This is a genomic window from Microbacterium sp. NPDC058342 (genome assembly GCF_042723935.1).
Classification (GTDB): Bacteria; Actinomycetota; Actinomycetes; order Actinomycetales; family Microbacteriaceae; genus Microbacterium.
The window spans coordinates 2081764-2100478 of sequence record NZ_JBHXID010000001.1; the positions used below are offsets into that span (position 1 = coordinate 2081764).

19 protein-coding genes and 1 tRNA gene are annotated in these 18715 nt (G+C 66.1%); 9 read left to right on the forward strand and 11 right to left on the reverse strand.

The window, feature by feature from the left end:
- Positions 1–78 precede the first annotated feature (78 nt).
- The 3 genes from ACFWHT_RS09745 (at position 79) to ACFWHT_RS09755 (ending at position 2384) form a co-directional block, all read left to right on the forward strand.
- Complete coding sequence (locus tag ACFWHT_RS09745; RefSeq protein ID WP_378827763.1) at positions 79–1182, forward strand: epoxide hydrolase family protein; 1104 nt, start codon at positions 79–81, stop codon at positions 1180–1182.
- A 263-nt stretch (positions 1183–1445) separates the two neighbouring features.
- A complete protein-coding gene (locus ACFWHT_RS09750) occupies positions 1446–1769 on the forward strand; it encodes a hypothetical protein (protein ID WP_378827765.1) in 324 nt (107 codons plus the stop codon).
- Positions 1770–2078: 309 nt separating this feature from the next.
- Positions 2079–2384 carry a hypothetical protein gene (locus tag ACFWHT_RS09755; protein ID WP_378827767.1) on the forward strand — a complete coding sequence of 102 codons (306 nt, stop codon included), beginning with the start codon at positions 2079–2081 and terminating at the stop codon, positions 2382–2384.
- Positions 2385–3935: 1551 nt separating this feature from the next.
- Here ACFWHT_RS09755 and ACFWHT_RS09760 read toward each other — a convergent pair.
- From ACFWHT_RS09760 to ACFWHT_RS09785, 6 genes are all read right to left on the reverse strand, one after another.
- A complete protein-coding gene (locus ACFWHT_RS09760) occupies positions 3936–5195 on the reverse strand; it encodes a hypothetical protein (protein WP_378827768.1) in 1260 nt (419 codons plus the stop codon).
- Positions 5196–5472: 277 nt separating this feature from the next.
- Positions 5473–5733, reverse strand: coding sequence for a DUF3892 domain-containing protein (locus tag ACFWHT_RS09765; protein ID WP_378827771.1), 261 nt, complete (start codon positions 5731–5733; stop codon positions 5473–5475).
- A gap of 75 nt (positions 5734–5808) precedes the next feature.
- A complete protein-coding gene (locus ACFWHT_RS09770; protein ID WP_378827772.1) occupies positions 5809–5964 on the reverse strand; it encodes a hypothetical protein in 156 nt (51 codons plus the stop codon).
- Positions 5965–6031: 67 nt separating this feature from the next.
- Complete coding sequence (locus tag ACFWHT_RS09775) at positions 6032–7045, reverse strand: ImmA/IrrE family metallo-endopeptidase (protein WP_378827773.1); 1014 nt, start codon at positions 7043–7045, stop codon at positions 6032–6034.
- Positions 7042–7698 (reverse strand): hypothetical protein, encoded by a 657-nt coding sequence (locus ACFWHT_RS09780; protein ID WP_378827774.1) that lies wholly within the window; start codon positions 7696–7698, stop codon positions 7042–7044. The genes ACFWHT_RS09775 and ACFWHT_RS09780 overlap by 4 nt, the downstream gene beginning before the upstream one ends.
- Before the next feature lie 2 nt (positions 7699–7700).
- Positions 7701–8213, reverse strand: a complete 513-nt coding sequence (locus ACFWHT_RS09785; RefSeq protein ID WP_378827776.1) for a sigma-70 family RNA polymerase sigma factor — start codon at positions 8211–8213, stop codon at positions 7701–7703.
- A gap of 285 nt (positions 8214–8498) precedes the next feature.
- Between ACFWHT_RS09785 and ACFWHT_RS09790 the strand changes: the two genes are divergently transcribed.
- Entirely contained in the window at positions 8499–9665 is a 1167-nt protein-coding gene (locus ACFWHT_RS09790; protein WP_378827778.1) for a tyrosine-type recombinase/integrase, read from the forward strand.
- A 128-nt stretch (positions 9666–9793) separates the two neighbouring features.
- On the opposite strand, the gene ACFWHT_RS09795 is transcribed toward ACFWHT_RS09790, so the two are convergent.
- The 3 genes from ACFWHT_RS09795 to ACFWHT_RS09805 all read right to left on the reverse strand — a co-directional run bounded on the left by ACFWHT_RS09795 (position 9794) and on the right by ACFWHT_RS09805 (position 12518).
- On the reverse strand, positions 9794–11344 hold the full coding sequence (locus tag ACFWHT_RS09795; RefSeq protein WP_378827781.1) for a hypothetical protein: 1551 nt from the start codon (positions 11342–11344) through the stop codon (positions 9794–9796).
- The gene (locus ACFWHT_RS09800) at positions 11344–11949 is read right to left on the reverse strand and encodes a hypothetical protein (protein ID WP_378827783.1); all 606 of its coding nucleotides are present in this window, start codon (positions 11947–11949) and stop codon (positions 11344–11346) included. Before ACFWHT_RS09800 ends, ACFWHT_RS09795 begins: the two co-directional genes overlap by 1 nt.
- A gap of 495 nt (positions 11950–12444) precedes the next feature.
- A tRNA-Pro gene (locus tag ACFWHT_RS09805) sits at positions 12445–12518 on the reverse strand.
- A 210-nt stretch (positions 12519–12728) separates the two neighbouring features.
- Here ACFWHT_RS09805 and ACFWHT_RS09810 point away from each other — a divergent pair.
- From ACFWHT_RS09810 to ACFWHT_RS09830, 5 genes are read left to right on the forward strand one after another with little or no spacing between them, the layout of a single operon-like run.
- Positions 12729–13319 (forward strand): GNAT family N-acetyltransferase, encoded by a 591-nt coding sequence (locus ACFWHT_RS09810; protein ID WP_378827785.1) that lies wholly within the window; start codon positions 12729–12731, stop codon positions 13317–13319.
- Between the two features lie 4 nt (positions 13320–13323).
- Positions 13324–13779, forward strand: coding sequence for a hypothetical protein (locus ACFWHT_RS09815; RefSeq protein WP_378827787.1), 456 nt, complete (start codon positions 13324–13326; stop codon positions 13777–13779).
- Positions 13776–14486: a lysoplasmalogenase gene (locus ACFWHT_RS09820; protein ID WP_378827788.1), complete on the forward strand. Its 711-nt coding sequence runs from the start codon at positions 13776–13778 to the stop codon at positions 14484–14486. Before ACFWHT_RS09815 ends, ACFWHT_RS09820 begins: the two co-directional genes overlap by 4 nt.
- On the forward strand, positions 14483–14860 hold the full coding sequence (locus ACFWHT_RS09825; RefSeq protein WP_378827790.1) for an RNA-binding S4 domain-containing protein: 378 nt from the start codon (positions 14483–14485) through the stop codon (positions 14858–14860). The genes ACFWHT_RS09820 and ACFWHT_RS09825 overlap by 4 nt, the downstream gene beginning before the upstream one ends.
- Positions 14861–14909: 49 nt before the next feature.
- Entirely contained in the window at positions 14910–16550 is a 1641-nt protein-coding gene (locus tag ACFWHT_RS09830) for a DUF222 domain-containing protein (RefSeq protein WP_378827792.1), read from the forward strand.
- A 43-nt stretch (positions 16551–16593) separates the two neighbouring features.
- On the opposite strand, the gene ACFWHT_RS09835 is transcribed toward ACFWHT_RS09830, so the two are convergent.
- Both ACFWHT_RS09835 and ACFWHT_RS09840 read right to left on the reverse strand, forming a co-directional pair.
- Complete coding sequence (locus ACFWHT_RS09835) at positions 16594–17550, reverse strand: NUDIX domain-containing protein (RefSeq protein WP_378827794.1); 957 nt, start codon at positions 17548–17550, stop codon at positions 16594–16596.
- 62 nt (positions 17551–17612) lie between these two features.
- Positions 17613–18683 (reverse strand): Glu/Leu/Phe/Val dehydrogenase dimerization domain-containing protein, encoded by a 1071-nt coding sequence (locus ACFWHT_RS09840; protein ID WP_378827795.1) that lies wholly within the window; start codon positions 18681–18683, stop codon positions 17613–17615.
- Between the last annotated feature and the right edge of the window lie 32 nt (positions 18684–18715).

An 18715-nucleotide genomic window follows, 5' to 3' on the forward strand; every position in this document is an offset into this window, starting at 1 on the left:
CCGAAACCGTTCCGGATTCAGCGCCGCCGACACCGTCACAGCCTTTCCTGCTGGGTGACGCGGTTATAGCCTCGAGGCATGCAGAGCAACACAAGCGCGGCTCCGCCCCCGGTCTCCGAGGCAGCACTCGCCGATCTCCGCGAACGCCTCGATCGTCTGCGCCGGGTCGATCTTCCCGCCCCTCTCACGTCCGGCTACGGTATCGACCGCGATTGGCTGAACAGGCTCCTTGAGCGATGGAGAACGGGCTACGACTGGCGTGCACACGAAGAGCGCATTCTCTCGCTTCCGTGGGAGCTGGTCGACGGACCGACTCCTCTGCGAGTCGTCCACCAGCGTGCCGCGGCGGAAGCGCCCGTCGTTCTGCTTCTTCACGGATGGCCTGACTCGATCCTGCGATTCGAACGAGTGCTGCCCCTGCTGGAGGAGTACACCGTGGTGGTCCCGGCGTTGCCCGGCTACCCCTTCAGCGCGCCCTCTTCTGCCCGGGGAATGTCGGCGGTCGACATGGCCGATGTCATCGCCGCAGCTATGACGCGGCTCGGCTATGAGCGGTACATCGTGAGCGCCGGCGACATCGGCTCTGACGTCGCCGAAGCACTCCTCCGGCGTCACGGCGCGGCCGTCGCCGCCGCCCACCTGACCGACGTCTCCCAGGCCCACCTGGCCGGCGAGATCCCCGATGACGTCAGCGACGAAGAACGGGCCTATGCTGAGCGACGCCAAAGCTGGCAGAACGCCGAAGGTGGCTACAGTCACGAGCACTCGACGAAACCGGCCACCCTCGCGGTCGCTCTCGGCGACTCACCATCCGGACTGCTGGCCTGGATCGGCGAGAAGTTGTGGTCCTGGACCGACCACGACGATGACATCTCGACCGTCTTCACCGACGACGAGGCACTCACGTGGGTCTCCGCCTACTGGTTCACCGGCACCATCGGCACCTCGTTCGGACCTTACGCACTGCTGGTGCCGCCGCCCAACGAGAAGACCGACACGGCGACACCCACAGTGCTGTCGATCTTTCCCGCCGACCTGGTCAACGCACCACGGGCATTCGCAGAGAGACTCTTCGACGTGCGAGCGTTCCACGAACACACCTCCGGAGGCCACTTCGCTGCATGGGAGAAACCTGAGCAGTACGTGACCGACCTCAAAGAGGCGGTCGGACTCGTCATGTAGCGGCGCGTGGGACCTGTGCGCAGCGATCCCTCGTTCGCCGGTTGCACGGTTGAGACGGCGCGGGAACCGATCGACGCCGTTTGTCGGGCGGGCATGCCGGAGTTGCGCCCTGCCTCGAGACAGTGGGCGTGCGGGCAGCGCCGGAAACGGGAGGAGGGCTCTCGTATTGGCTGCTGTCTGTCACATGTAGCCGTTGTGGCGCAAAGTAGCTATTAGCGGGCAAGGGGTGACGCGTCTGGCGTCTGCCCGCCGGAGGAGGATTAATGACTGATCGAATCGATGCTCGGCTCGTTGACGAGCGAGACACCCAGTGGGAGGCTGACCGCCAGGACTACAGGGTCTTTCTCGTCCATGATGAGGACGGCTGGGAAGTGTTTGACATCGATGAGCAGACCTTCGCCGTGGTGGATCATTGGGCTAAGCAGATGGCTTTCGATCGACCGGGAACTCGTTACTCCATCGCGATCCGTCTCGTGAGCCAGCAGGGGCGCGGGTTGCTTTGGCTTACGGCTGACCCTGACGACCCCGGTGCCGCGACCGGAGTCGACGAGGATCGTCCAGGTACCGATGCGGTAGCGCGAAGCTGACCTATTGGCGCCGTAGGCGGACTCACGCGGCGAAGCCGGTGATCGTCCACCTCTGGCGCTTCCTCAGATGTTGCACCAGCGGACGTTCGACGTGTTCGAACCGACCTTCTGCCCGGACGGCGAGATGATGGGTTGTCAAGAAACGTTCAGGACTTCATCAAGTATCTGATTCGAGGATCTACCAAATGGTCAATGGAAAGCCGAAGTACAAGAAGACGATCAACGCATCCATTTTTGTTTCGGTGGACAACAAGCGAGTGATCACTGCGATCCCGAGCACCCGTGAGTCGTCGCTGCTAGGTTGAGCGCATGTTCGAAAGTATGGTTTTTAGCTGGGATCACGGCTTCCCGCTAGAGCAGTACGGCGATGACGACGAGCCGGACATCCGTGAGGTGCTACCTGCCGAACTCGTCACGCGATTGACCCAGTGGGGTGAACGGTTCGACGCTTCATGGGACTACGAGGCTGCCCTGTTCGAGCGAAGGCAGGACCGCGAGGATCTTGATCAAGAATTTCGACGGCTTGCAGCGGAACTTCGGGGTCTCGGCTACCCCCTCACTGAACGAGCCTGGTGGCGCGAGTTGCTGGAACCATACTGGAAAACAGCCTCCTGAATAGCGCATCATTACATCGAGTACTGGCGTTCGTAGCCCGGGCGCGATGTGCTGTGTCCACCAGTGTCGCGCGTCGTTAGTTGCTAAGAGGTTGGACGGCTGGGGGAAACTAAAGATGAAGAATTCTTCTGCTCCAGCGCTGCGATTCTTCGAAGGCGACGATGCGAGATTGCGTCGCTGATTCAGGTCGATGACGGTACGGACGGGCGATGCGTCCTGGAACGCCTCACCCCCCGACCGTGAACCCGACGAGCGGCTACTGACTGGTCCTCGAGGTGGCGTGCTCACCATAGCGTCCGTGCGGGATGCGACCAAGTGGAACCAGCTCGTCACCGAACTCGAGCTAACGAGCCTTACCCGGCACGGGCTCCGCCACACCGAAGCGACCTGGCTCGCCGACGCAGGCATCCCGCTCCATGTCCTCCAAGCATCCTCGGCCACAAATCGATCGAGACTACCCGCGGCTACCTCCACCGCGACGCCAGGCACCTCACCGACGCCGCCGCACGCGCCAACGCGTTCCTCGACGGACACGAGACCCCCGACCGCGACAGCCCCGCCACGTCCAGTCGAACGACGGCACCTCGGCGATGAAAAGGCTACAGATCGAAGACCAAGAACGGGCGTCAGGTCCCGGCCAGGTCCCGACTCGTCGCAACGGCCGCAATCGACGCGTCCCGGAAGGCATCAGCACCCGCGGTCGGATGCCTCCATAAACCCCTCCGAAAGGACAACAGAAACGACGAAGCCCAGGAAAGAAAAATTCTCTCACCTGGGCTTTTCGGTCGGGCTGACAGGATTTGAACCTGCGACCCCTTGACCCCCAGGTAGACGGTTCGACCCGATTCCTTGATTTTCCGGGCATCTCTGCCCCTCAGACGGCGCCGTTTCACGTCATGACTTGCATGAATTGCATGCATCAGGTCCCGAGCAGGTCCCGGCGCTTGGCGGGCATACCGGGCTCGAGTCGACAACCCGAAAGCCGCAGCTTGCCCCGCTCACACAAACAAAGGTACGTGGCGGTGACAGCGTCGTATTGGCGGTCTGCGAAGCCTTGCAGCGCTCCAGCCAACAGCCAGACGCATCCCTCGCAGGTGTCGTGCAGGGCCGCCCTGGGGATCGTCTAGCCGCCCAGAGGAGCTTCTTGCTCGGTTCTGCCGCGGGCCCATGATCTGCGAGGCTCTCGCGGTACCCGTCGAGCACAAGCGGAGTCTCTCGGAGTCGCATCAGCTCGATGACATCGAATGCATCGGCCTGTTCGACGGCCGCGCGTATCGCAGCGAGGTCTCTCGAATGACGTCCGGCCCCCGAGCGGCGAAGTCGAGCAGCGTCTCCCCCGGACGCAGACCGGCAATCGTCGAGGCCATGCTTCTGAAGGCTGCCTCGATGCCCTGCTCATCCGCCGATATCACCCGCCCTGACGGAATGCCATTGTTTGCCACTGACGCTCCACTCTCTCAGTGGTAGACGGTAGAGCACCGGTCAGACACCGTTGCTCGGGTGTTTGGGCACGCGAACGGCAGCTCCCGAGTTCATCGGACTGCGCGCCGATTAGTCGTTCCCACGGAGGTACCGCTTCCCCGCAACGATGTACGCGTGGATCTGCTGGGCAGAAGTCGTGATCGATCCTTCGCCGCGGCGCCGCACGATGCTAAAGAACGCACCTTCCACTTTGCCTTCCGCGATTGCCCCGTGAACCAGGTAGGGCTGCATCTCGCTCGGTTGTTTCGGAACATAGATCGCGAGCACGCTGTCGGTCGCGGTCACCACGAACTTCTCGATGATTAACCCATCGACGGGTGGAACGATGCGGGCGTCGAGCAGCTCGTGAATCTGCGCGGTGTTCAGAATGGAATCTGCGACCGGGGTGAGACTCCCGATCGTGTTGGCCCCACCAGGTGCCTCCTTGTAGCCAATGACGAGGACGGCATCGACGTCTCCGTTGGCAAATCTGGCAACGTCCTGCGCAAGCTCGACCTTCGCCTTCTTGCCCGTGTCACCAGGCGCCGAGATGGGGTGCATCTGGGTCTTGACCTCGAGGTAGCCGGACTCTGCCTCGCCGATGAGCAGGTTGAAGTGGCCGCCCCGCAGCAGATTGAGCACCCCGGCAGCGTCGAGGGGGCCCGTCTGTGTTGCGCTGAGATAGTCAGCCATTGCCGCGGCGCCGTCCATCAACGTCGCCATGGTGACGTTGTCGTCGGTAGCGATGGAAACCTTGACGTCGTGCGCCATGCCAGCCAGAGTTTCGATGGTCTCCGCGCGGAAACGTTCGGACCACTCTTCGCCTTCGGGCCAATGGGACAACATTTCCTCCGGGGTCCCGCCCCCAGGAAGGGCGAAGCTCACTCCGACAATCCGGCACCCGTACGCGGCGGCGATACGCGCCAGCCTGGCCGCGATCTCCGCCTCCGTCTCGGCAGGTTGAGCCGGATGCCGCTGAGTGACCACGGCCACCAATACGTCGTCCACGACGTCCACGTCGTAGCGACGGTCGATGTCGTAGACGTCCTCGTCGATCGGAGGAGGTGTCTGATCTACGATGAGCGCGGTGCCGTAATAGTTGCCGGCGATAGCTCGCGCAAGGCTACCGACGTTCACGAGCCGGAGCTGCGACTCTGCGGCGATCAACGGCCCGTGCTTAATGCGGTCGATCGTCCAGGACCCCTTGTTGATACCGAAATCCCTCGACCGTTCCACGACAGCGTCCGTCACTTCCGATGGGAGGAGCCGCTCCTCGTGCCCCTCCTCGTCGTAGGTGATGACGTACACGTCGAGGCCGTCGGGCTGGGGTGTGGGCGCAGATTCAGTCACGAGGACAATTCAACCGCGGACGGGGTAGGTAGCGCGTTGCGTCTTCTACGTCGACTTGCGTGGCCCCTACCTCTACGAGGCGGGGCTGTCTCTCTCGCAAGTCGCCAAACGACTCGACGAAAATCAGGAGACGATGCGAATGACCATCTGGAAAGCTGGTGTCGTGCTGCGTGCGCCGACGAAAGTGAAGACAGCGTAACGCTCGCCGCCCGGCCACCCAACAAGTGAAGGACCGCCCGCACAGGCGGGGCGGTCCTTCGCCTGTTCGGCGTCGCAGTCACAGGTCCGGGAGGTCGTCCAGGTTGTTGCGGGTCGTGTTGTCGCGATCGGTGCGGAGGTACTTGCCGGTCGTGCCGTTCACGACGCGGATCTCCGTGCGCTTCTCGGGCCACTGCACGTAGTACGTGTGGATGCGGAGCTCGATGTCGCTGATGGCGTCTGCCTTCGCACGCGGCGACCAGTACTGGCTGGGCGTCCCGATGGCGGTGATGTCACCGTCGCGGTTCTTGCGTGAATGGGTTACTCGTCGATCTGCCATGATTCCTTGCTTTCTTGATGAGGGTGAGATGAAGCGGTGACGAGCGGAGCCAGCATTGGGTCGGCTCTGCTTCGATCACTTCTCGTTGCGGACGCCCTTGTGCTGGTTGGGGCTGCCGTTCATGATGCGGCCCGTCGAGGCGTCGCGCTTGAACCAGGTGTTACCGACCTGGAACTCGCTGCGCCCCTTGACTGCCCCGACGCGGTGGCCGCGTCCCGTGTTCTTCGCCATTTCCGGCTCCGTCTCCGGGGCTGACGGTCAGCCCCTCACCAAGTAGTCGGAGCAGCAGACGATCGAGTTAGCGGCAGCTTTCACAGAGCCCATCGACGAGCAGGTGGCGCTGGAAGAGCATGTAGCAACCCGTGCAGGCTTCCTCAGTCTTGGCTGCTCGGTCGCACTGACAGTTCTTGCAGACTGGGCAGAAACCATTGCCGCACGCGGGGCAGGGGTAGCCGCGGAACGTTCGGCTCTGACCGCAGCAGAAAATCGTCAGGAGGGGGCGCGTGTCGAACTCGCGCGGCTGAATCATGTAGCCGGGGTCGACCTTCCAGATATCGTGCCCGGCTAGCACCGCGATGATTCGCCGGTCGTCGGCGAGGGCGTCGGCGTAGAAGTCGGCGGTCCTCCCCCATGAGTCGCGCCAGGTGATCCGACGCGTGAACGCCGCTCCCGGATCGATCTGCCGGAGGGCGTGGGCGTCCTGAAGGGTCTGTCCGCGCCATGGACAGACGACGGGCCATCCATCATCAGGCTCCGGCTGTATGCTCGCGTGCGCGACCTGACCGTCGAAACGGTCGATGAGCACGACGGCGCCAAGTCCACGGATGCGTCGTGAGATCGCGATCGCGCAGGCTTGATAGCTGGCCTGGCTGTTGTCGAATAGGTCGTGCACGTGCTGCGCGCGGACAAGATCCGCCCCGATGATCTCGCTGGTGAGAGCGTCGGGTAGCAGAAGGCGTTGCGCGATATGGTCGCACACCGTTTCAAGCAGGGCGGGCGGATCCGCTTGATCAGCGATCCAGTCGAACAGGCCTTGATCTTGCTCGACCACCCAGTGACCGAGCTCATGCGCGAGGGTGAAGTTCTGACGCCGGCTGTTTGGCGTGGGTGCGTACAGGATGACGCCGTCTTCGAGAAACGACATCCCATCGCAGAAGCCGCCATCGCCACGGCTGGTGGAAAGCGAGTCCACTGCGCGCACCGTCAGCCGCATACCGCTGGTGAGCGCGTCGAGCGGGTCAAGGACGAACAGCTCCTGAACCCCGGGATCGATAATCTTGACGGCGCGCTCGATCCACGGCCCAAGCTTCATGAGCCCTTGGTGCCTTCGACGGAGTCCACCAACGCTTCAAGTGACTCAAGCAGAACTTCTGACTCAGGTGCGCCACCGCGATGCACGGCGACCAGCATTCTCGACTCGAGCGCGGAAGACGCCAATGCGATGGTCGTTCCCTGAAGACGCGCCCAACGCTGCGCAAGCGCTTTGAAGGTCTCGGATCCCACGACGGCCGCCAACCGGGCGCGCTCTGGATCCGTTCCAGACGGACGTCGCAACCGGTCGGCGTCCGCGCCGGCCTCCTCTGCAAGCGCGTTGATCAGGGCAGGGACACGTGGCAGGTTCTTGCCGCTTTCCCAGGCAAAGATGTCTCTACCCGTCACCTCCCACCCTCGATCGGAAAGTCGCTTCGCCAATGCGCTCACGGTCAGACCCGAACGTTTCCGGGCATTGGACAGCGCCTTCCCGTCGAGCTCCAGCTCCGAGTCGGGCACGAGGCCGAGCATTGCAGCGACCGGATCATCAGTAAGCGGTGGAGCGGTCTGTTGACTGACCCACGTGAGATCAGCGGCCTCGAGCAGCTTGCGAAGTTCGGGGCGATTCACATCCGCGCCCGCGGCAAGCGCCGACCGACCTGCCCGCGCGTCAAGAATGTCCGCGAGTTCCTGGTCTCGGTCTTCCGAGTGCATGGTCACCCTCCTTCCTCCACGGCTGCGTTGATCTTTGACAAGACTCTCGTACTGATCTGGCAGACGCGACCCGGAGTGACGCCGAGCTCGGCAGCGACGTCGCCCCTCGGACGATCCCGAACGATGTACTGCGCCAGGACAACGTGCTCCTGCGCATCGAGACCCGCGATCACCGGCCTCGCGCGTGCCATCTTCTCGAGACGCTCCAGCGCGTCGTCATCGTCCGGCGGTCTCGCAGCTGGGACGTACTCCTCGGAGAACTCGGCGCCCTTCTTCATGGCGGCCGAGCCAACAATGTCAAGCGCTCGGCGCTTCGCTGTCACCACGAACAGTGCCTCCCAGCTGCGAGGCGGCTCCGGCGGCGGCGCCTTCATGAGGGACACCATCGCTTCCTGAACCGCGTCATCGGCCAGATCAACTCGTCCGCTTCCGCGCAGCACTTCATAGGCGACCCCGTACATCGCGTTGCGATGCTTCTGATACAGAGCCGCCCAGTCGTAAGAGGGGTCAGCCACGCGCAGGCTCCTCGCCCCTTGCACCCATCTCTTCACCTTCCATCAGCGCCGATGGTCGTCGCTTCAAAATGTAGTCGGGGCAGACCGGCGGAGAGTTAGCGATGCGTTGGCGTGTCGCGACGTGGCGTTCGCATCTCCGCAGTGCACCTCGCCGTGATACGCAGCTCGCCGAGCTGAACGGCTCGCAGCTGCCGGATCCGAGGCGCGTAAGCGCGGCCGCCACCGGTTCATTCGCCGAGCCCGGCGCACCAGCCGCCGAGCATCCGACATCGCGATCATTACCCGATGCGCTCTGCCAGCGTCGAGCAAATGAACACCAATCACGCTCAGATCCCGCCCATCGGGGTACGCCTCACTCACGACATCGCGAATCGCCGTGGCCGGTTCCGTGCTCGCATCCGATGGACCGATCCCCTCTCGCGCGAGCGGCGCAGTTACTCAGCCACGTTCGATCGGGAGGGAGAAGCCAGGACATTCCTGGAACAGCTCGAGTCACGAACGCACATCGCGACCGACCCGCTGATCTCGCTCGCCGACTACATCGTCGAAATCGGGGACCGATATCTTCGAGGACTCGATCCGTCGTCGACCGCAAGCGCATATCGCGGCAGCATCCGCGTCCGCGTGCTTCCTGCACTGGGGCACCTGGCCGTGCGGTCGATCAGCACTGCCGTCATCGATAAGACGATCGACCGGTGGGAAGGCGACTGCTCGCCGTCGACGCTGAAGAACACGGTGTCAGCCCTCACACGAGTGCTCGACGAGGCGGTGCGAGATGAGATCATCGCCGCCAACGCCGCGCGGACACGCGCGAGACGACGGAGGCGGTCGTCAACAGCCGATCTCGCGCGCAAGATTCCGACTCTCGGCGAGGTCCAGAGCCTTGCGGACGCGTGCCGTCGTGTTCACGCGGCTTATGGAGACTTTGTCCTCCTCTCCGCTCTTCTCGCGGCGCGGGTGTCCGAGGTCGCCGGTCTGGTCGTCAGCGACATCGATTGGGACAATCGCCTCGTCACCATCGCACGGCAGCACTTCCCCGGTTCGAACGGGTTGTGCCTCAAGCCCACCAAGAGCAGACAAGCACGCAGGGTACCGATCCTCCAGCCGTTGGAGCCTGTACTCAAACGCATTACTGAGGACCGCGAACATGATCAGCCGCTGCTCCGAGGACCCCGGGGCGGGGTCCTCACCACCGGGACGCTTTCGCGAGCAACGGACTGGACCAATCTGGTGCAAAGCCTCGGCCACCCCGGTCTGCGACGACATGACCTCAGGCACGCCGGAGCCACTTGGTTCGCGAACGCCGGCGTCCCGCTTCACATCGTCCGTGACGTCCTCGGACACGCCTCGATCGAGACAACCAAGAGCTACTTACACACCGACACCACCGAGCTCACGCTCGCCGCGGAACGGACGAACCAGCATCTCGGCAGTCCCGAGCTACGCGGCTGATGGTCGCGGAGCGCGCCGTAGCCACGTCGCAGTGTTCGGCAGGCCGCGGCGTGCTCGCTCAACCGGCTGATGATGGTCATCAAGCGCGCCTAGTGGCTTCCAGTCAGGACACCCGCCCTCGCTGGTAACTAATCCGACGCTGGCGAATCCCCGTTGATCTCGGTCACGTCCTCGGTGAAGGCTTCGAGCGCGAGGAACGGGGGCAGATCGTCCGCCGGATTGCCCGGCAGAAGCATAGGCATCCCGTCGCGCGCCTCGCCCGCTTCCAGCGCGAACATGTCGAGCTGGGGTTGGCCGTTGTCTACCTCGTATTGCAGGAACTCTTCGATGCCTTCACGCACGTCGTCGGGCACATCGACCACGAGCGGGATCGTCGTCATGAGCAGGTCGGCCATGCGCACCTTGCTCTGCGTCTTGCCGGTCCCCGACCGCTCGGGCAGGTCGACGGTCACGCGCCCGGTTCGCGAACCCGCGATCGCCTGGGCCACCTCTGCTGAGCCGCCAAACGTCGCGGACACGCCGCGCAGACGCTCCGTGCTGATCGCGCCCTCGTCGTTCTTGACACTGATGTGGTCAGGACCGGAGTGGATGGTCACTTCCACCAAGTCGGTACTCCTCGCGCGGTCGATGAACGCGTCCACGGACACCGCCGCCGCTGCTTCCTCATCCACGTCGCGGAGGTCCGTCTTCGCGCTCCCGAGCACCGCGAACAGCTTCGGTGCCTCGAACGTGATGTGATTACCGCGCTTGTTCCAGCGAAAGCGTGCCCCGGCGGCAGCCTCATCGAGCCCGAGCGGGTCCGGCTTGACGACGGTGGCTCGCGCGGAAATGACATCGAGATTGGCTTGGATGAGGCTCTCGATGTTGGCCTGTGCTGCCGCGAAGTCGAGGCTCTCCAGGTCGGCCAACGTGAGCCCGCGCCCCACTCGTCGCCAGAAGTCGCGGTCATCGGTGCGCATGTACTTGACGAGGTAGCTCAGCGACTCGGTATTCAGCCGCCCGGACACGTCCGCCTTGCCGGGGAAGGTCGAGAGAGACCCCTCGCTCCCCTCCCAGACCGCCTGGAGCACGCGGTTCATACGCCACGCCTGCTGCCCCTGTAACCGGTTACTGATGGTCTGCACGGCCTCGGCTGTTCCGCTCGACTCGACCTCGGCGGCTGCGACGAACCCACGCTGAACCACGTCAGCAAGTTCGACTGCCTCATCACCGACGAACGAGCCCCGCCCACCCTGTGCCAAGGCATTGCTGAGCATGTTGGCGGTCGAGTCGTCCTTCTTCCGGTCGATCAGCCTCTCCAGCGCGGCGGGCTCGGTGAACATCGCATCGCTGCCCCCGATCACCGCGTCCACATGGGGCTTGACCTCGACGGACTCTGCGGGCGTTAGACCGAAGATGAGCGGATCGGTGGAGTCGATGAGCGCGACGTCATCCACAAGCGCATCGAGGTCATAGGCCATGCGCAGGTACACCCGGCGCGAGCTTGCATCCGGCCACGTCATGACGAAGTCGGGCGCGAAGGTGTGGTTGAAGTAGTCTGTTCGCTTCACCCGGGCGGTCGAGTCGAGCGCAGTCAGCTCCTTAGCCACTGCATCCTTGACCCGGAGGATGGACTCGCTGGGTGAAGGGTCGAACAGGCCGTCGTGAATGAGGGCGGCGAAGGCGGATACGTCAGCCATCACTCCCCCTTCCTGGTCTCGTAAGCCTCGATGACGCTCCGGTGCTCCTTCGAGATGACCAGCGTCTCCTGCTTCGTCGAGAGGATGACAAGCCACAGTCTGCTCGCCACTGCCGACACCACGTCTTCGTCCACGAGGGCTGCGGCTTCCGCCTCGTCGTCGGTCCCGAACACCCTCTCGCGGTGCTTGAGGACGTGGGCACGAACGTAGTCCGCCGTGGTCAGCTTCGGCCAGTCCGTGATGGAGTGAGGGCTCCACGCGATCCACATGAAGTGGTCAGCCCGGGAAGGCATCTTGTCGTAAGCGACGTAGCACTGCGCGAGAAACTTCGAGTAGTGCTTCGGCAGGTCACTGGGCTCGGCGTAGTTCTTCGACTCAGCGAAGAATTCGTGGCCGTCGTAGTCGCCGTACTTGAGCGTGCCGCCGAGGTCGAACGAGAAGTTCTGCCCACCGTGAGGCCACGCGAAGGTCAGCTTCGCGACGGCGGGAGGGTTGGGATTTACCCACTGCGCGTTGACGCGCGTGGTTGACTCCAGCCACCGCTTCGCGCGCTGGGCACCGTCCGCGCCCTTGGCCTGAGCCGACTCCCCTTCGATTCGGGTCATGATCCGTACATTAGCGAAGTCTCATCTACCGACCGCGCATTGCGATACGACAGCCGGTGTCGGGTGTGCTTCCGGGCTGCAAGCAACGCAGAATCGGCCCCAACCGCAGTCGTCTCACCCTTGGGTCAATGCCCGCCCGGGGTGTCGAGGTCCTCTGATTCCGGCGACGTACCCCTCGACATCGTCACCGACCTCCTCGGGCACGCCTCGATCGAGACAACCAAGAGCTAGGTGTACACCGACACCACCGAGCTCGCGCTCGCCGCGGACCGGACGAACCAGCATCTCAGATGGAGCGGAGCGAGCCTTTACACCACTTGACTTTGATTCGTAAGGGTCAGGGATTTGGGAACATGTTGGGACCACGTGAGTTCCGTGAGGTCCGACATCCCGTAACATAGGAAGCACAAATCGGGACCACAGGATAGATCTTCGTCCGACATAAACTCGCGGAAATCGGACACTCGTAAATGCCATTCCATCAGGCTTTTTCTGTCGGGATGACAGGATTTGAACCTGCGACCCCCTGACCCCCAGTCAGGTGCGCTACCAAGCTGCGCCACATCCCGTTGTTCACTTTTCGAGCTGAAACAGCCGCTACCGCACTTGACCCCCAGTCAAGTGCGCTACCAAGCTGCGCCACAGCCCGTGGCGGTCCGCGCTCTCGCGCGGGCAACTCCACTATCCTAGCCGACGGAATCGGCCATCGCGAACCGCTGATGCCGGGCGTGGCGCACTCATCCGTTGCCGATGTCGGCTGCCCCGCGTACCGTGCCCTCATGTCCACCATCACAACGGAACGTGCGACGATCGGCCGCTGGGACGACGTGCAGCACTCCCTCTCCGGGGGCGGAGACGGACGCAGCTGTCAGTGCATCTGGCCGGTCGTCAGCAACAAGGACTGGAACGCGACGACGGTCGAGCAGCGACGGCGGATGTTGCACGACGAGGTCTCGGCGGGCCCTCCGCCCGGGCTGATCGCCTACATCGACGGTGAGGCCGCCGGCTGGATCCGCGTCGGCCCGCGCACCGCGCAGACCCGCATCCTGCGCACGAGAGCCATCGTCGCCGCCACGAGCGAACCGCTCGATGACCCGAGCATCTGGTCGGTGACCTGCTTCGTCGTGCGCCGCGGCAAGGGCCTCAACGCCGGGCTGCTGCGCGCCGCCGTCGACCACGCACGCGAGTCAGGGGCCCGACTGATCGAGGCCTACCCGGTCGACACTTCCGAGGGCACGCATCGCTCCAACGACCTCTTCCACGGCGCCCTGTCCACCTTCCTCGCCCAGGGATTCCGCCAGACCGGGATGCTCACCCGGGGACGCGTGCTCGTGGTACGCGACCTGAAGCAGGCCGCCGCGCTAGCGTGAAGCCATGAGCGCACAGCATCCGCCCATCGACGACCCTGCTCTCGGGCACCTCGTCCGCGCCGAGAGCACCTTCGAAGACGGCACCGTCGCCGCGCATGACTGGTACGCCGGCCGCATCACCGACCGCGACGCCGAGATCGAGCTGATGATCGACGGCACCGATCCCGAGGCGGTCGAAGCGCGTCTTCCGCGCCTGCGCGCAGTGGTCGCCGCTCTCGCCGGCATCCGGCGCACCGCCTCGGATGCCATCGTCACGCGCTTCAGCGATGTCGAGCCGGAGCAGCACGAACTCGATGAGGCCGCAGCCGACCTGCGCCTCGAGGCGATCGAAGCCGCCGACGACGGGCGGATCGTGCTGCACTTCACGGATGCCTGCGGCGAGCACTTCCCCGAGGGATACTGGCCGGCCGCGCACCTGGCGGACGACGACACCGTCGCCGAGGTGACGGTCGAGTCGTGAGCGCGGCGTCGTCCACCCCTCAGCGTCCTAGCGGAACGGCCCGTCAGGGCATCCGACCGCTCGATGCGATCGCGTGGGTGCCCTACATCGTCCTCGCCGTCGTCCACGTCTGGGCGCTCGCCTCGGACAGCCCGATCGCCGCGCCCACCAAGCTGACTCTCATGCCGCTGCTGGCGATCCCGGTGCTGGCCGCTGCTCCGCGACTCCGTCCGCGCACGATCGTCGCGCTGCTCCTCGGCGCTCTGCTCTTCTCCTGGCTGGGCGACGGCGCGGGTGCGTTCTTCCCCGGCGGCCCGGAGCTGCCGCTCATGCTGCTCTTCTTCGGCGTCGCCCACATCGGGTACATCGTTCTGTTCCTGCGGTTCGCGCGGATGCGGCGGATGCCGTGGTGGGCACTCGTTTACGTCGCCTGGTGGGTGGGGATGATGCTCTTCCTCGGCCCGCACACCGGCGGGCTCATCTTCGCCGTCGCCGCCTACGGACTGGTGCTGGCGGGCACCGCCGCCACCGCCGCGCGGAGCCATCCGATCGTCGCCGTCGGCGGCGCCTTCTTCCTCGCCAGCGACTCCATCCTGGCCCTCCGCCTCTTCCTGCCTGACGGCCTGCCCGACTGGACGAGCCCGGCGGTCATGCTCACCTACACGATCGGACAGGGTCTGATCGTCTGGGGAGTGCTGCGCGCACTCGGAAGGCGCACAGGCCGATGACGGATGCCACGGGCACCGCCCGCATCGACAGCTGGCTGTGGGCGATCCGCGTCTACAAGACCCGATCGGCGGCGACGACCGCCTGCCGGGCGGGGCACGTGCGGGTGAACGGCGACCGCATCAAGGCGGCCCAGAACGTCCGGATCGGCGACGAGGTGCGCGTGCGCATCTCCGGCTTCGACCGCATCCTCGTCGTCCGCCAGACGCTCACCAAGCGCGTCGGCGCGCCGGTCGCCGCGACCGCCTATGAGGACCGGACGCCACCGCGCGACCCGGTCGCGATGCTCGCCGTCCGCGATCGCGGTGCAGGCCGGCCGACCAAGCGCGAGCGCCGTGAGATCGACCGTCTGCGCGGCCGGGATCAGGACGACTGACTTCTTCACACCCCTTCCTTTTATCGAAACTTTGTTCTAAACTGGATGCATGTCCACCGAGGTCCCCGCACTGATCGAACAGCGGCTCGCGCTGCTCGATCAGTGGCGCGAGCGGCAGCGGGAGATCGCCGCGCTGCAGTCCGAGGCGAGCGCTCTGCTCGTGCGGCGCTGGGCTCTTCTCGAAGACGAGATCGCCGTCGCTCCCCGGCACCGCGACGTCATCGAGCGTTCCATGATCGCGGAGTACTCCGCCGCTGGTCGCATCTCCAGAGGGTCGATGGAGTTCGCCTTCGCGGATGCCCGGCTCTTGCACGACGAGTTCCCCGCGCTGCGCGAGTCGCACGCCCGCGGCGGTGTCACGCCGGCGCATGTGCGTGAGATCCTGCGCGAGGCCCAGCCGGTGCGCGACGCGATCCGGGCGGGCGAGGTGAGCTCCGACACACTCGATCTGTTCGAGGCGGCCGTTCTCGAGGTCGCCGAGCGCGACACGCCGGCGCGCACCAGAGCCCACGCCCGTCAGGTCGCGGCGGCGCTGGCGGGAACGACGGTGGTCGAGCAGCACGCGAGGGCGGCAGCCGACCGCGCGGTCACCGTGCGCTCCATCGGCGACGGTCTGGCGCTTCTTCAGGCGGTGCTCCCCGAACACCTCGCCGTCGCGATCCACGACCGGCTCACGCGGATGGCCCGTCACCTCGCGCGCCATCCCGAAGACCGGGAACCGGCGCTGCCTCCGACCGAGCTCGACGACGTCGAGTGGGCGGCCCGCACCGCCTGGGACGAGTGGGCGACGAGTTCGTCAGCCGGCTCCGCCGGGACGGATGCTGGCACGACGGATCTCGACACGACGGATGCCCAGGCCGGAATCTCCCGGGCCGGAATCTCCCGCGCCGACGTCTCCCGCGCCGGCGCCTCCGGCACAGCAGACTCCGACACCACGGCCATCTTCAGCACCAGCACGTTCGCGACGGACCCCTTCGAGCCGCACCCGTTCGGTCTCCCGCCCGAACCCGACCTCACGACCGACCCGCGCCAGCGTCCCGACAGTCCGCTCGTCATCCATGTCCCGGGTGACAGCCGGACGACGGATCAGGTGCGCGCCGACCTCCTCACCGATCTGCTGCTGGCGTCCGACCCCTCCGCCGCTCACGGCGACGGGGTGGGCGGCATCCACGCCACCGTGCAGGTCACCGTCTCGGCATCCACGCTTCTGGGTGCCGACGACCTTCCCGCCGAGCTCGACGGGCACGGCCCCCTGCATCCTGATGTCGCCCGCGCACTCGCCGGCGCGCGCACCGGCTGGACCCGTCTCTTCCTCGATTCAGACGGCATGCTCGTGAAGACCGACACCTACACGCCGACCGAGCCGATGCGCCGGTTCCTGCGGGCGCGCGATCAGCACTGCCGGTTCCCCGGCTGCCGGCAGCCCGTCCATCGCTGCGACATCGATCACAACCACGACCACGCGCGCGGCGGCGCGACAGCGGTCGACAACCTCGCGCATTTCTGCCGCGCGCATCACGTGCTCAAACATCCCGACGTGCCGGACGCGCACCGCTGGACGGCCCGCCAACTCCCCGACCGCAGCGTCGAATGGGTCAGCCCGTCCGGCCGATGCTACGCCGACCCGCCACCGCGCCGGGTGATGTTCGTGCCGTCCGGTCCTCCCGATCCGGGCGAGGCCCCGTTCTGACGACCGGCAGCGACACGCTCTCTGTCCTGCCGCGGTGCTCCGATCAGCCGTTCGCGGCTGCCCCGTCGAGGTGCGACAGCAGCCAGCCCGCCGATTCCACCCGTGCGCTCAGCTCCTGCAGGCGAAGGCGCAGGCCGCGATCACTGGTGACCGCTGTCACCGCCGCACCGGTGGCGGCGAGACGGCGAACCTCGGCGACGATCGCGTCATCCCCCGAGCCCGTCGCGCGCACGACACCCACGTCGTCGCGCGCAGAAAGTGCGGCGGGAGCGTCCACGGCAGCCTCGGCATCCGCAATCCGCCGCGCCTCCCCCTCGACGACGAGCGACACGCGCGGGTACCAGCGGTCGGCCCCGAGACCCAGCGCGTCACCGGGGACTCCCCCGGCCACCCACGCCGAAAGCCGCTCCCGCAGTCGGCCCGCGGCCCCGGCGCGATCCTTCCACCACCCGTCGGGTACCGAGCCCACGACGTTGGCCGCATCCACCACGACCACAGGACGCACGGTCAGCAACGACCTCAGCATCGGCCACGCAGCCGCGAACCCCGGGTGCAGCGGCCGCTGATCCACCTCGTCCACCGCCATCCACTCCAGCGCCAGACTCTCCGGGTCGCTGATCACCGGCTCGAACGCCTCCCGCACATCGGCGACCACCGTCGTGTACGACCAGATGCCCAGGTCGAGCACGCTCGCGAACCGGGCGCGCACGGCGCCGTCCGGAATGCCCGCCTCCTCCTGCGACTCGCGCAGCGCGCCGCGCAGGGCCGATTCGCCCGCGTGCAGCGCACCGCCGGGCAGCCCCCACGTGCCGCCGAAGTGACTCCAGCCGACACGGTGCTGCAGCAGCACCCCGCGTTCCGCATCCACCACGAGCAGTCCCGCCGCGCCGTAACGTCCCCAGTACCGCTCCCCCGTCTCGGCGACGACCCACGCGTCGCCGCTGTCGCGCGGCCCGTCGGGACGACGCGGCTCACCGGGCGCGGGAGGGACGATGCTCACCCGTCCAGCCTTTCACAGCCGCGCCGCCGCGGTGTCGCGCCGCGCCGGGAGGAGTCGGCGCGTTACCGGACGCCCACCTCGGCACCGGCCCGCAGCCGCGACGCAGCGAGCTCCTCGGCCGCCTGCAGCGGAGTGATCCCCCGCTCCTGCGCATCGTCGAGAATCGTGCGAACCGTGTCGCCGATCGCCGACACCCGGGCCATGATCTCCTCGCTCGTGCCGATCTGCTTCGCCTCGAGATCCAGATAGATGACCCCGCCCGCGTTGACGACGAAGTCGGGCGCGTACAGGATGCCGCGCCCGGCAAGACGCTCCGCTCCGGCACGCGACGCCAAGGGGTTGTTCGCCGGCCCGCAGACCGCCTTCACATCGAGCGCGTCGATGACCTCCTCCGTCAGCACGCCGCCGATGCCCGCCGGCACGAACACATCACCGCCGACGAGGTGCTCGGTGCCGGGCTCGACCCAGGTCGCCCCGATCTCATCCGCGAAGGAGCGCCGTGCCGGATTGATGTCCGTGACCGTCAGCTGCGCGCCCTGCTCCGCGAGCCGCGCCGCGAGACGCCCGCCGACCTGACCCAGGCCCGAGATGGTGATCCGCCGCCCCTCGGCGGACGCACCGCCCGCCACGCGCTCCAGCACCGCCTGCAGCGACGCGTACACGCCCAGACTCGTGGGGCCCGCCGGCTCACCCGAGCCGCCGACCGTCGAGGGCAGCCCCACGACGTGCGCGGTGCGCTCGCTCACGGTCAGCATGTCGTCGGTCGTCGACCCGACGTCCTCCGCCGTGCGGTACAGCCCGTCCAGCAGCTCGACGGCGTCACCCAGATCGAGGAACGCGGCCCGCCGGCGGTCGGCATCCAGCGTCTGTCCCGGCTCCAGCCGGATGACCGACTTGCCGCCGCCCGCATCGAGACCCGCCGCCGCGTTCTTCAACGTCATCGCCGCCGAGAGACGCAGCGCGTCGCCGAGCGCGTCGCTCCAGTCCGGGTAGGTCCACAGCCGCGCGCCACCGAGGGCGGAACCGAGCACCGAGGAATGCAGCGCCACGGCGATGAACAGACCGCTGCGCCGTCCGGTGATCACCTCCACACGCTCGTGGGTGAACTCGGGCAGGGGCAGGGTGTGCGTCATCGCAGTCTCCATCACGCGGGCCTTGTGGGCAG